15 protein-coding genes are annotated in these 13,392 nt (G+C 55.9%); all 15 read right to left on the bottom strand.

Going from position 1 to position 13,392, the window contains the following annotated elements; translation table 11 throughout:
• Nucleotides 1–219 precede the first annotated feature (219 nt).
• The 15 genes from N6G83_RS37980 to aaeR all read right to left on the bottom strand — a co-directional run bounded on the left by N6G83_RS37980 (nt 220) and on the right by aaeR (nt 13,233).
• Nucleotides 220–1,179: a YbgA family protein gene (locus N6G83_RS37980; RefSeq protein WP_065684770.1), complete on the bottom strand. Its 960-nt coding sequence runs from the start codon at nt 1,177–1,179 to the stop codon at nt 220–222.
• A gap of 12 nt (nt 1,180–1,191) precedes the next feature.
• A complete protein-coding gene (locus tag N6G83_RS37985; RefSeq protein WP_024527950.1) occupies nt 1,192–1,722 on the bottom strand; it encodes a DUF3833 domain-containing protein in 531 nt (176 codons plus the stop codon).
• Nucleotides 1,719–2,246 carry a hypothetical protein gene (locus tag N6G83_RS37990; RefSeq protein WP_211135810.1) on the bottom strand — a complete coding sequence of 176 codons (528 nt, stop codon included), beginning with the start codon at nt 2,244–2,246 and terminating at the stop codon, nt 1,719–1,721. The genes N6G83_RS37985 and N6G83_RS37990 overlap by 4 nt, the downstream gene beginning before the upstream one ends.
• Nucleotides 2,243–2,728: a DUF2878 domain-containing protein gene (locus N6G83_RS37995; RefSeq protein ID WP_211135811.1), complete on the bottom strand. Its 486-nt coding sequence runs from the start codon at nt 2,726–2,728 to the stop codon at nt 2,243–2,245. Before N6G83_RS37995 ends, N6G83_RS37990 begins: the two co-directional genes overlap by 4 nt.
• Entirely contained in the window at nt 2,725–3,945 is a 1,221-nt protein-coding gene (locus tag N6G83_RS38000) for a cyclopropane-fatty-acyl-phospholipid synthase family protein (protein WP_211135812.1), read from the bottom strand. Before N6G83_RS38000 ends, N6G83_RS37995 begins: the two co-directional genes overlap by 4 nt.
• Before the next feature lie 5 nt (nt 3,946–3,950).
• Nucleotides 3,951–4,664 carry a DUF1365 domain-containing protein gene (locus N6G83_RS38005; RefSeq protein WP_211135813.1) on the bottom strand — a complete coding sequence of 238 codons (714 nt, stop codon included), beginning with the start codon at nt 4,662–4,664 and terminating at the stop codon, nt 3,951–3,953.
• Nucleotide 4,665: 1 nt separating this feature from the next.
• Complete coding sequence (locus N6G83_RS38010; RefSeq protein WP_211135814.1) at nt 4,666–5,925, bottom strand: NAD(P)/FAD-dependent oxidoreductase; 1,260 nt, start codon at nt 5,923–5,925, stop codon at nt 4,666–4,668.
• Complete coding sequence (locus N6G83_RS38015) at nt 5,922–6,641, bottom strand: SDR family NAD(P)-dependent oxidoreductase (protein ID WP_211135815.1); 720 nt, start codon at nt 6,639–6,641, stop codon at nt 5,922–5,924. Before N6G83_RS38015 ends, N6G83_RS38010 begins: the two co-directional genes overlap by 4 nt.
• Complete coding sequence (locus tag N6G83_RS38020; RefSeq protein ID WP_121607954.1) at nt 6,638–7,072, bottom strand: nuclear transport factor 2 family protein; 435 nt, start codon at nt 7,070–7,072, stop codon at nt 6,638–6,640. The genes N6G83_RS38015 and N6G83_RS38020 overlap by 4 nt, the downstream gene beginning before the upstream one ends.
• 168 nt (nt 7,073–7,240) lie before the next feature.
• Nucleotides 7,241–7,651 (bottom strand): hydroxyisourate hydrolase, encoded by a 411-nt coding sequence (gene uraH / locus N6G83_RS38025; protein ID WP_211135821.1) that lies wholly within the window; start codon nt 7,649–7,651, stop codon nt 7,241–7,243.
• Nucleotides 7,652–7,749: 98 nt separating this feature from the next.
• Nucleotides 7,750–8,478, bottom strand: a complete 729-nt coding sequence (locus N6G83_RS38030) for a MerR family transcriptional regulator (protein ID WP_024527942.1) — start codon at nt 8,476–8,478, stop codon at nt 7,750–7,752.
• Between the two features lie 102 nt (nt 8,479–8,580).
• Nucleotides 8,581–9,525 (bottom strand): nucleoside hydrolase, encoded by a 945-nt coding sequence (locus N6G83_RS38035; RefSeq protein WP_024527941.1) that lies wholly within the window; start codon nt 9,523–9,525, stop codon nt 8,581–8,583.
• 132 nt (nt 9,526–9,657) lie between these two features.
• Nucleotides 9,658–11,001: an APC family permease gene (locus tag N6G83_RS38040; RefSeq protein ID WP_024527940.1), complete on the bottom strand. Its 1,344-nt coding sequence runs from the start codon at nt 10,999–11,001 to the stop codon at nt 9,658–9,660.
• 10 nt (nt 11,002–11,011) lie between these two features.
• Nucleotides 11,012–11,914, bottom strand: coding sequence for an acetamidase/formamidase family protein (locus N6G83_RS38045; RefSeq protein ID WP_211135816.1), 903 nt, complete (start codon nt 11,912–11,914; stop codon nt 11,012–11,014).
• 407 nt (nt 11,915–12,321) lie between these two features.
• The gene (gene aaeR / locus N6G83_RS38050) at nt 12,322–13,233 is read right to left on the bottom strand and encodes an HTH-type transcriptional activator AaeR (RefSeq protein WP_024483740.1); all 912 of its coding nucleotides are present in this window, start codon (nt 13,231–13,233) and stop codon (nt 12,322–12,324) included.
• Nucleotides 13,234–13,392 lie beyond the last annotated feature (159 nt).

Here is a 13,392-nt window from a genome sequence, read left to right on the forward strand (position 1 = left end):
TTGCTTTTATGCATCTGCATAAAAGAGGGGGATGACGCTCGGGCTAATCCCCAGCGTCAGGGTACCGGTTAGTTCAATATTGATTGGTGCCTTGCGCACCGCCATCACGTCACATGGGTAACCGCACAAGGATCGTATGCTGGTGGAGAAGTGCCCCCCTAAGCCTATTCATATCTATGGCCGAAAAACGCGAGCCGTTCGGCCACAAATCATGCGTACTTAATTAACCGCCAGCCGCAAAGCCAAATTATGCGGATAGGGGTCAAAGTATTTTTGCGTCAGCAGGTAGCTGTCTGGGTATTCGCCCAGATAATGCTTCAGCAGCGTCAACGGCGCGAGTATTGGCAGCAACCCCTCGCGATAGTGGAGGATCACGTTATTCAGCTCGCCGCGCTGACGTGAGTTCAGCTGGTTACGAAAATACCCTTGAATGTGCATCAGCACGTTGGTGTGGTTCTTGCGCGAAGCGGGTTTTCTTAAGATCGTCATCAGTTTTTCGCGATAAGCCACGAAGAATGCATCCAGGTCTTCCCACTCGTGCAACGAGGCGACAAACGGTCCAATTTCTCGATAGCCCGCTTGGTGGTGCGCCAGCAGTTGGAGCTTGTACCGGCTGTGGAAGTCCAGCAGCGCATGGCGGGTCAGGCCGTTGGCCTTCAGGGTGTTCAACTCGTGCAGAGCGAAGATGCGCTCGACAAAGTTTTCCCGCAGCACCGGGTCGTGCAGGCGGCCATCTTCTTCGACCGGTAACCACGAGTATTTCTCCAGCAGCGCCCTGGTAAAGACGCCCACGCCCTCTTTACGCCCGCGATTGCCCTTTTCATCGTACAACCGCACGCGTTCCATACCGCAGCTCGGCGATTTTGCGCAGACGATAAAGCCCGATAGTTCGTCCAGATGTGAGAGATAGGAATCCGTGAATTCGGCCATTTTCTCCGTCATATCGTCGTGTGGCGCTTGGCTGAAGTGCAGCCGGAAATCCCCTTCGGTGGTCTGGACCAGGCGCAGGGCAGGACGGGGAGAGGGCAAGCCGATGGCCATCTCCGGGCAGATGGGTTTGAAGGCCACCCACTGCGCCAGCCCGTCCATGACAAAGCTCATGCGTTTATGTCCGCCGTCAAACCGTACGGTCGAGCCGGTTAAACATCCGCTGATCCCAATGACGGGTTGCTTATTCATGTCGCGATCCTCTTACTGTTCTTTTCGGGTGAAGAAAAGCGTCACCTGCCCGACAGTGATACCGAATTTCTTCATCTCTGTTTTATTAAAAAGATGCGTGTCATCCTGCAGGTACATCCAGTCATCAAAGTGAAGCAGCCAGGTACTGCCATTGGCTTTCACGTTCATGCTGTAACGCCAGTTAAAGGCATTGCCCTCCGCCACGCCACTGGCCACACCTTCAATATCGCCTGCGGTGCCTTCGTAGCGATTGTTGCCGACGCGCCGGATATGCCACACCCGTTGCTGCTTCTCGCCATCGTCATAGACAAAGTGTTCATTTAGCGTCAGCGTGTCGCCGATGACGTTGCCAGTGATTTCCACATGGAAGCGGCGCAGCTGTTTTCCGCTGCGGTCCTGTACCATGCCCCATGCCTCGGTTTTCCCCTGGAAGTAGTGGAAGATATCGAGCGGCGGTTGTTGATGCCGGTAGTCGCTGATGTCTGTACTACAACCCACCAGAAGCATCATCAGCGCCAGGCCAAGTGTCAGAATGCGTTTCATTTTTCACCTCCGATCAACTGCTGACGTAGTTCGGGATATTGCGTGTGTGGATCGAGCCAGATGGCCAGAAAGTTGGTACTGAAGGCTGCAGACTGGCTGGAGCCGAGCGGGGTAAAGCTTTTTTCTGCCGCCGAGGCGCGATACCAGAACTGCCCCTGCTTACCTTTAAGAACAAAGGTAAGCTGTGAGCCCGGCGTGACGTCCGGCCAGAGTGACTGCAGCATGCGCAGCCAGGCTTCGCTTTGTGGTTCGCGCTCCAGGATACCCTGCGCCTGCCACTGGTCACGGGTGGCTTCGACCAACTGGTCGCGATCGATGTCGCGTTTGTAGGTAATAATCAGCGCCTGATCCTGCTCCGGCCCGTGATACCGACCATCCGGCGTGCTCAACTGGGAGGTATAAACGGTAAACGGCCCCCATGTGAGGCTGGCATCACCCACTTTGCGCCAGCTTAACCAGTCGGCGGCATGGGCGACGGGCGTGATAGCCGCCAACCACAGCAGCATCAGTAAAGAGGTTCTCATTGTCGCCTCCCCGTCAGAATATGGAACAACAGCATCAGAACCAGCCAACCCGGCGCCATCCAACTGACGACGATCCAGGTCGGCTCCCGGAAGGTCATGGCGCCCAGACGTTCGCCAATCACATACGCTACGGGACCGCCAACGGTTGCCAGCAGAGCCAGCATCCATCCCGGCAGCGTGGTCGTGAGGGTCAAGTGGGTCCAGACGGTGGCGAACATCAGCCACAGCGCCATCATCCACAGGGGTAACAGAGCATCGCTGTTAAAACCGATCAGCCCCGTCAGCACCCAGAGGGCATCCATACCGCAGCCCGCCGCGGCCAGCAGCAGGGCGTAAACACGGTGTGCAGGCGACAGCATCAGACAGGCCAGGATCGCCAGGGCGAGCCACAGAAACAGGCCGCGCTCGCGAAACAACACTACCAGCGTCCAGTAGAGATCGAACGCGAGAGCCATCAGTACGACCTGCACAGAGCGGTTCATACGCGCTCTGCGGTCAGTTGCACCACGCTGATGGTGCGTGCGTTAAAACCGGCTTCGCAGTAGCCAAAGTAGTAGAGCCACATACGGCGGAACCTTTCATCGAAACCGAGCTTTTCAATGTCTTGCCAGGCGTGCAGAAAACGCTGCCGCCAGTGCGTCAACGTGCGGGCATAGTCTGGCCCCATATCGAATAGATTACGGACGACAAAATCGGTATGACGCGTCATCAGTTCACTCATTGCCGTGATGCTAGGTAGGAACCCGCCGGGGAAGATGTAACGCTGGATAAAATCGACGCTTTTGCTGTAGTCGCGGTAGCGCTGATCCTGAATGGTGATGGCTTGAATCGCCATTTTTCCACCCGGACGCAGGCGCGCCTGACAGGTGCGGAAGAAGTCAGGCAGGTAGCGTTTACCCACGGCTTCAATCATCTCAACCGATACCAGTTTGTCGAACTCTCCGGTCAGGTCGCGGTAGTCGCACAGCAGAACCTGTACTCTGTCCTGCAATCCCGCGCGGCCTATCCGCTCTGAAGCCCAGATGTACTGCTCCCTCGACAGCGTCGTGGTGGTGACGCGGCAGCCGTAGTGACGGGCGGCGTATTCCGCCATCGCCCCCCAGCCGGTGCCAATTTCCAGCAGGTGATCGCTTGCGGTCAGCGCCAGCTGTTCGCACAGACGCGCCATTTTTGCCTGCTGGGCCTGGGAGAGAGCCTGGTCTTCGGTGGTGAACAGCGCACTGGAGTAGAGCAGATCTTCATCGAGAAAGTGCGCATAGAATTCGTTACCCAGATCGTAATGGGCAGCGATGTTTTCCCGCGCCTGTTTGCGGTAGTTACGCCGCGTCCAGTGGCGAAGCCGCTCCAGGGGCTTGCCCAGCAGGCGAAAGCCACTCTCCAGCCTTCCCAACACCTTGCCGTTGAGGGCCAGGATCTGCAACAGCGGGGTTAATTGATGCGTCTCCCACTCACCCTCCATCCAGGATTCGGCTGCGGCAAGGCTGCCGCCGGTGAGCAGACGCCAGTAAACACCCGGCGCGAGGATTTGCACTTCAGCACGCAGCGCGGAAGACTCATCGCCAAAATGGAGAGTCTGCCGTCCTTCACGCACGGTGAGCGAGCCCTCGCGGATACCGCTCAGCAAACGAAAGAGTAGCCAGCGCGCGATACGGGCGTTACGAGGGATATCGGATTCAAGCGCAAAGGCAGGATCGGTCATGAGCGCTAACTCCTTCTGACGGGATGGTTGTACAGCGGCACGCGTTTAAGCCACAGCCGTAACGCTTGCCAATAAATCGCCAGGACGGTTTTCAGGGTCATCAGCGGTATGCGCAGCAATATCGATCTCAGGGTCGCACGCGTAAGGTGCTCACGGCGAAGCGCAAGCGTGGCGTCGAACACCTTCGAGTCCTGATGATTTTCGATATGCATAAGCAGCGTTTTACCGGGGGCGTTGAAGCGCCAGTGATAGACCATATCCATCGGATTAAACGGGGAGACATGGAAGGCTTTCGGCTGCGGGCGAGCCGCCTGGCCATCCACCGCGTAATAATGGCGCTCGTTCCACGGGGTGTTGCGCACTTCGGCCAGTACCCAGCGCAGGATGCCCGTACTGTCATAGCAGTAGTAGAGATTGATCGGATTAAAATGGAAGCCGAAATAACGAAGCTGGGTCAGGAGCATGACGCGGCCATCGGGACGTTCCCCGGTCAGGGTTTGCAACTGGTCGAGGGCGTTCTCTTTAAGCGGTGTGCCGAGTGGGTAATCCGCATCATGGAAGGCGGCCGCGGCAAATCGATTACGGCGGATCCCCGCCGACGGTAGCGCATCCAGCTCGTCCAGATCGATCCAGGCCATAAACACGTTATAGCGAAAATGGTGTGATTTCGGCTGGAAGCGACGATGGCGTAACACACCCTGGTAAAGGCAGCTGTTCATCTTACAGGTTCTCCCCTGCAGCGATCCCTTTCACCACGTCCAACGCGCTGCGTACCCCATCCTCGTGAAAACCGTTGTACCAGTAAGCTCCACAGAACCAGCTCCGTTGGTGGCCGTTAATCTCGCCGCGGCGCGACTGGGCGCGCCAGCTTTTCGGGTTGAACATCGGGTGCTCATAGACAAAGCGTTTCCAGACGTAGCGCTCGTCCACCGGCGTTTCCGGGTTCAGGGTGACGCAGAACAGGGGGCTACCCTCAGGTAACCCTTGTAAGATATTCATGTTGTAGGTGACGCAGGCGCTGGCCTGGTCCCGTTCGCTCAGGCGATAGTTCCAGCTTGCCCAGGCACGCTCGCGCACCGGCAACCAGCGTGGATCGCTGTGCAAAACCACCTCATTATGCTGCCAGCCAATATCGCCCAGCACCTCGCTTTCCGCAGGAGTAGGATGAGCAAGCATCGCCAGCGCCTGTGAGGAATGGCAGGCGAAGATCACCTGGTCAAATGTGTGGCTCGATTGCGCAAGCTGGATTTCAACGCCCCCGTTGTTACGGATGACCTGCTGCACCGGTGCGTTGAGGTGTAGGGTCAGGCGGTCACCCAACTGGGCCAAAATGGCGCGTACGTACTCGCGAGATCCGCCGGGCACCACATACCACTGCGGACGTTGGGTAACGTCCAGCAGGCCGTGATGCTCAAAGAAGCGCAAAAACAGCGGAAGCGGGAAGCGGCGCATCTCCTGCAGCGACGAGGACCAGATGGCAGCCCCCATCGGCAGGATATAATGACGCGCGAAAAACGCGCTGAAGCCGTGCTGTTCGAGAAAAGTCTCCAGCGTGGCGTTTTCGTTAACATCGCCCGCCAACGCCTCTTTTGCCAGGCGGTTGAAGCGCACGATATCTCGCAGCAGCCCCCAGAACGCCGGATTAACCAGGTTACGACGCTGTGCAAACAGCGAGGTGAGGGTGTGGCCATTATACTCAAGCCCGCTTTGCGGATTATGCACGGAGAAGCTCATCTGCGTTTTTTGCCCGCTGATGCCCAGCTCGCTGAGCAGACCCATAAAGCGCGGATAGGTACGGTCATTGTAGACGATAAACCCAGTATCGATGGCATACGTGCCCTGCGGCGTGGTGACATCTACCGTGGCGGTATGCCCACCCACCGTGGGTTCCGCTTCGAAAAGTGTGACCTGATGATGTCCGGCCAACCGCCAGGCACAGGTGAGCCCTGCGATACCGCTACCGATAATGGCGATGTTCATGAGCGAACCATCCTGCGCAACAGCCTGCGCTGAAGGAAATTCGGGAGCCCTGAAAGCAGCTTCATGACCAGGCTGAATCCGTTGGGAAAGGCGATGTGCTTTTTCCCTTTCGCCAGCCCGCGACGGATCGCCTTTACGGCATCGTCGACGCTCACCTGGCCGGGCATGGCAAAATCATTTTTACGGGTAAGTGGTGTATCCACAAAGCCCGGTGAAACCACCGTGACGGCAATGCCTTTGGGTTCCCAGTCAAGGCGCAGGCTATTGGCAAACCAGGTGAGGGCGGCTTTTGACGCGCCATACGCCTCTGCTCGTGGGAACGGCAGCCAGTGTGCCATCGAACTGACCAGCGCCACGCGACTTCCTGGAAGGAGCTGGGCCTGCAGTGCGGCCAGACAGTTCACTGGCCCCAGGAAGTTGGTACTCATCACACGTTCCACCAGCGCGGCATCCACCACACCCTGCTCCAGGTATTCGCAGGTTCCCGCACAAAGAACGATCAGATCGGCAGTGCAATCTGCAAGCGCCAGACGGCAGGCCTCCCTGTCCGTCATATCGAACACGCGTAACGTGATATTCGAGCTGTACTGTTGCAGGGCTTCCAGCCTGGCCCGGTCTCGCCCGCAGGCAATGACGTGGCAGCCGTCATCGGCCCAGGACGTCGCGAGCCCGGCGCCAATGCCGGAGCTTGCGCCGGTGATGAGGACGGTCATCATGAGCGCATTCTCCTTTTTACACTTCGCACCGCCCAGCCAAGAAGGGGAAGATGCTCGTAAATCATCTCCCCGGCATCGTAGTAATCGCGCTGGAGAATAATCAGGTTGTCCTGCACCTCGACAATTGAGCATCCTGCGAGGACTAGTGTTTCTCCCCCTGAAATCCGCGGGTGAGACCAATGCATTGCCCAAGTTACGGCAAAACGATGGCCTTCGCAGAGGGGGGTATCGATGGTAAAGCTGCAATGCTTTACGTTGGCCAAGAGATGAGTGAAGTAACGCTGGATCGCCAAAAGACCCTGATGTTCACCAAACGGGTCGCTCAGCCTGGCATCAGCATGATAGATCTCCGCCAACGCAGATGGCGGCTGGTTATCCAGCTTGCTGTAGTAATCAACAAACCTGTTGATGATGGATGGCATAGAGCTCATGAGCCTCACCTGGAAGTGAACAACGTAGCGTTATTGCATAGTTAAAACTTACACAATTATTTCTATTTGTCCAACTTTGGGGGGGTGATAATTATTTTCTCAGTAGCGTCAACGTATTAAGTTTGCATGCTCATGCGGTTAACTGCGCAACATGAGCATGCTTTATCTTTAACTTCCTTTGTAGGTAGAGTATCCATACTGACTTAACAGCAGTGGGATGTGCAGTTTTTCATTGGTCTTGGTGACGGTGAACATCACCGGGATCTCTGGGAAGAACGACGTTTGCTTCTGTTGGTGGAAATAGTCACCGGTTTTGAAGGTCACTTTGTAAATTCCCGGCTGCATATCCTGGTCCTGTGGATATAGCGATTTAATGCGCCCGTCTTCGTCCGTTTTACCGCTAGCCAGCGTTACCCAGCTGTTTTGCTGCTCTTTTTCAAGCGTGACGGTGACATTCGGCGAGGGAATACCTGTCTGTTGGTTCAGAATATGGACGCTCAGCGTGCCAGATGGGGCACTGAATGCGGCAGGAGCCATTGCCAGAGAGGTTAACAGAATAAGACCGGTCGCTTTTTTCATCATGATTTCCTGTAGGGGTTAAAACAAACAGGAAAAAGGTAGCATCCCGGTAAAAAATTAATATTCAAACTTTTGTGATAATTAACCGAAGATCAACGTCAAAGTGTAATGACCTCGAGAGACATCACCTGTTGTTGCCACAATTCAATCTGTTGTTTGCGGGCGGGGGTGAGTTTGCCAGTCATGACCAGTAGCCATTTTCGTTCAGGAAACAGCTCCGGAGCCAGACTGGCAGGCGGAACGGGAAGGACATCAATGTGCTGTCCTTGACCCGTACGCTTGAGCGCTTCCAGCCAGATTTCACACGGGTCTGACAGGTACCAGCCGGTGATCAGATAGTTATCCCCTGCCGCTTTCTTGTCCCTTTCGAGGCAAAATGAGGTATAGGATATGATAATGCCATCCAGGATCTCGCGCAGGGTCATCATCGCCGGGATATTGGCAGAGACTTTACTGCGCAGCGGGCGCAGCACTTCCGTGACCAACTCCGGGCGAGGGTATTCGCGGCCAGAGGCGTAAATCTGCTGGCGCAGCGCTTCGATTTTTCCCTCTTTAAGCAACTGCAGCATTTTCTCCTGCAGAGTGAGCCAGTTGTTTGTAGGGCCTTCTGCTGGGCGAGCGAGCAGGGGTTTTACCTGGCTGATGGTGACCCCTTTTTTCACCCAGTCGAGAATTTTGAGTGCCTGCTGGACATCATCATCGCTGTACTGGCGATGCCCACCATCGGTGCGCATCGGTTTAAGCAGGCCGTAACGACGCTGCCAGGCGCGTAATGTGGTTGCGTTTATTCCGCAAAGCCGGGCAAATTCGCCGATAGAGTAAGCCATGAGAGACATCCGATAACAAAGAACACTTTCAATATACTACGCATAATGCCGGTTTGAATGAAGTGTCGGGCGTTTGCACGACACTTTACTCCCAACCGTGCCTCAAACCTCAACTTCACCAATTCTTTGCAACGCATCGACAATCAGATCCCAAAAGGCGGTTTCATCAAGCTTCACTGCCACCTGGGTATGGCAATCCGCCGGGGCCGGGAAGCGGAAGTCCGCGACCGTCATTCCCAGCGTCAGGGTACCGGTCAGCTCAATATCGATGGGCACCTTACGCACCGTCATCACGTTGGGGTTGATCACATAGGCGACCGCGCAGGGATCGTGTACCGGTGGCGAAGTGAAACCCTGCGCCTGCTTATACATATGGCCGAAGAACTCGAGCAGTTCGACGACAAATTTCGCAGGACCGGTGCCAATGGCAGCGATGCGCGCGCTAACTTCTGGCGTGGCCAGCGCCTGATGCGTCAGATCCAGCCCAACCATGGTTAACGGCCAGGGTTCGTTGAACACGATATGCGCGGCTTCCGGATCGATTTTGATATTGAATTCAGCCACTGCGCTCCAGTTACCTACGTGGTAACCGCCGCCCATCAGCACCACTTCCTTCACGCGTGTGGCAATGCGGGGCTCTTTGCGCACCGCCATGGCGATGTTGGTCAGGCCAGCGGTGGGCACCAGCGTTACGGTGCCTGGTGGGTGTGCCATGATGGTGTTAATGATCAGATCGACGGCATGGATATCGGCCAGTTGCAGCGTGGGTTCCGGTAGGACTGGCCCATCAAGGCCCGATTCGCCGTGGATGTCGGGGGCGACTTCAATTTGCCGTACCAGAGGCCGCGAACAGCCAGCGGCAAAGGGCACGCCGGTGATGTTGGCAATGCGAGCCACAGCCAGCGCATTCCGCGTGACCTTCTCCAGCGTCTGGTTGCCGACGACGGTGGTTACGGCCAGCAGTTCAATATCTGGGTTGCCCCATGCCAGCAACATCGCGATCGCATCGTCATGCCCCGGGTCGCAGTCCAGTATGATTTTCTTCATGATTTTTCCTGATGCAGGGGAATTTTTTCGAGCATAACCTAGAGGCGGGCAGAGGGGTATGACCAGCGGGCCGTTTTGTTAACGTCATCAAAGGATTGAATAAATCTGCCCCAGAAGGGGCAGATGGCTGGCTTAGTCCTCCAGCTTCAGCACTGGCTCTCTCTTCAGCACTACGCGCAGCACGAAGTAATACACGATGCCGATCGCCAGCCAGCTAAGGCCGAGGATCTTGGCTTCGATATCCATCTCGTACAATACAAAAGCGATGATAGACAGACCAACCAGTGGGAACAGCAGATGTTTTACCCAAGCCTTGGACTTCTGGCGGATGATGTAGTGGTTAATCACCGACAGGTGCAGGATCAAAAAGCCCATCAGCGCCCCGAAGTTGACCAACCGGCTCAGGTTGTCGATGCTGCCGTTGAAGTACAGCCCGGAACCGAGGGAGATCACCGCGACCAGCAGGGTGCTGACGTAAGGGGTTTTAAAGCGTGGATGCACCTTTGCCAGGATCTTCGGCAATTGGCGGTCACGCCCCATGGCGAACAGAATGCGGGAGATGGCGGCCTGCGCGACTAACGCATTGGCAATCCCCCAGGAGAGCGCCGTCGCCCAGATGGTGGCCTGCTTTAACCAGGAGCCGCCCGCCAGATTGGCGGTATCGTAGAACGCGGTATCCAGGTTAGTGAAGTTTTGGCCCGCAGCCAAATCGGCGGCAATCCAGGTTTGCAGGATAAACAGCGATCCTACCAACAGCAGCGCATACAGCGAGGCTTTCCCCACGGCATCGGCCCCGCCTTTGCTCTCTTCGGACAGCGTTGAAATACCGTCAAAACCCAGGAACGATAGCACTGCAATCGACACCGCACCCATCACCAAGGGTAGGCTGAATTTCTCGGCGTTGTAGAGCGGGTTCAATGTCAGACCACCGGCACCTTCACCGGAATAGAGTGCCGTCAGGCCCATCACCACAAAAATGGTCAGGATGACGATCTCTGCCACCAGGATGTAGCGGTTGGCCTTGGCGGTGAACTGGATCCCCACCAGATTGATCGCGCTGTTGATCACGATGAAGGTCACGATCCATACCCAGGCGGGTACTTCTGGCAGGATCGGACCGAGCGCCGCCGCGCTGACGATATACAGCAGCGAAGGCACCAGGATGTAATCGAGCAGGATCAGCCAGCCGGCAAAGAAGCCGACGGTTTCATGAATGCCGCGCTGGGCATAGGCATAGACCGAACCGGAGACCGGGAAAGCGCGGGACATTGACCAGTAACTCATGGCGGTGAAGAACATCGCCACCATGCCGATCAGATAGGCCAGCGCCACCATGCCCTGTGCACCTTCCCACACGTAGCCAAACACGCCAAACGGCGCAATCGGCACCATAAAGATCATGCCGTAAATCACCAGATCTTTCAGGGTGAGGGTGCGGTGCAGTTCCTGCTTATAACCAAATTGTTCTACAGACATGGCGCTATCCCTAATCCAGCTGGATGTTTAACTGCTCGGCAACGCTGCGTGGCAGCGCGAAACGGCAGGTTTTCAGCGGATCGACCACCTGACAGATTTGCAGATCGCCGGTGATGCTCAGCAGATTGATGGCGTCGGCCAGCGAGACCTGGCTATAGTCCGCTACGAAGTGTGCCATATTGCGCGTTGCCAATTCGGCCGCTTCGTCCAGCGTTTTGGCGGATGCCAAGGTATATAGCGTATCGGCGGTGCTCATCATCGGGGTTGGCAGCGCGCGGTTTTTGACTACGCTCAGGTTCACCACCACTTCGCCGGGAATTTCCAGCCCGCATACCGAGACTTCACCATCGCCCATGGCGGCATGCAGATCGCCGAGTGCAAACAGCGCACCGGGAACGTTAACCGGTAGCCACAGCGTGCAGCCTTCGGTGATGATTTTGCAGTCCATGTTGCCGCCGTGGGCATCTGGTGTGCCACAAGAGATAGGTTCTTCGGCCGGGGCGACGCCAATCACGCCGATCATCGGCTTTAACGGCCAACGCACGCCGCCGGGGAGCAGTGCGAAGCCGTCTTCCAGCGGCACAGTGCGGATCTGCGGTTGCTGCAACTCATCGCCAATGACGCCCAGGCCCGGAGCCGTGACCATGACTGCCTGATGGCTGGTTGGGGTAATACGCTTAATCTCTACCCGCAATACATCGCCGGGGTTCGCATCTTGCACGTAAACCGGCCCGGTAGCCGGGTTGATGCGGCTCCAGTCCAGTTCGGTGAAGGCGGCCTGTTCGGAGGCGATTTGATCTTCGAAGCAGTCACAGGTTTCAAAAAAAACGTCGCTGCCGCTGGCAACGGTAGCCACAGGGGCGTTATCGCGCGACATGGCATATACCAGGTGTGTGCGGGAGATCTTTTCCATGGTGATTCCTATAATGAATAATGGAGCCTGGTTTTTATTATTTATGGCAATAATGATAATTGGGCGAACCTGCGCCAATTCATCAATAAATCACACCCGCAGGGGCGTAAGCAAGCACGCGAAAGCGGTAGGAGAATGGGCACTTTTGTTGGATTGGCAGGATATGCTTCAAACAATTATCACGGTGGTTTATTACCCGCAACTATGGCGGAAACTTCCGCATAATCGATCGGTTACCCCGAATGAATACAGCAGAGTTCTCAGTAGAGAATGGGAATCAAATGAAGGTAAATACTTTCGATAATTGGCATTAATAAAATGAGCAATCGGTTTTATAGCAGTAAACGCTATATATCGGCTATAACAAACTTGTTACCCTGAAGTGAACTCCAGGGTAATGGTGAGCTTCAGCGATAGCCCTGATACACTTCCGCCACGCGTTTAAAGTATTCCGTCAGGTAATTGATACACACCTGCACCTTGAGCGGCAGTTTGTCCTTCTCGGTGTACAGTGCGTAAACCGGGCGGGGTTCTGAATGGTAACGCTTGAACAGGATCTCAATCTCGCCGCGTTTGATCTCTTCGATGACCCACATCAGTGGCGCATAGGCAATCCCGGCCCCGGCCTTGAGCCAGCGGATCATGGTTTGTGAATCGTTGGTCACGAAGCGCCCCTGAGGGGAAATGCGCGTGCTAATGCCTTCGGGAGCCATCAATTCAAACTCACTGTCTGGCCGTACGCTGTATTCCAACCAGGAAAAATTCACCATATCCGCCGGTTTTTGCGGTGTCCCGTGTTGAGTCAGGTAGCTTTTGGCGGCACAGACCACCATCGGCATCGAGCCCAGGCGTTTGGAAAACAGGCTGGAATCCTGCAGTTCGCCGGTGCGGATCACCACGTCCAGGCCGTCGGCAATCAGATCCGGGGCCGGAATGCCGGTGACCAGATTAACCGTCAAACCAGGATATTCTTGCAGCATGTCGGCGGTCATGGTTGCCAGAACGTTTTGCGCCATAGTGGAGGAACTGCCGATACGCAGTGTGCCTATGGGCGTATTGTTCAGCGCATAAAGCTGCTCATGGACCTCGGCGGCTTCCTGCAACATGCGGCGGCAGCCCTGATAGTAGATTTTACCGGCTTCGGTCAGGCCGATACTGCGCGTGCTGCGGTTAAGCAGCTTCACCTGTAGATCATTTTCCAGTTTGGACACTGTCTGGCTGATGGATGAAACGCTCATGTCGAGCTGGCGTGCCGCCGCGGTAAATGACCCACATTCAACGACTTTGGCAAACACGGACATCCGTTTTAGTCTTTCCATTGTTCACTCTGGCTTAAAAGTGATTTAGATCACAGATTGTAGATGAGTTGATAGTAAGCAGGCTAATATAACGCGTCGGGTGTAAAGATCTTCTGAACGCTTGAGCGTGGTCAGCCATGCCGCGGTATACTGCCGTGGCTGCGCGATCCCTCCGGTCAT

The sequence above is a fragment of the Serratia sp. PL7 genome, from assembly GCF_945957435.1.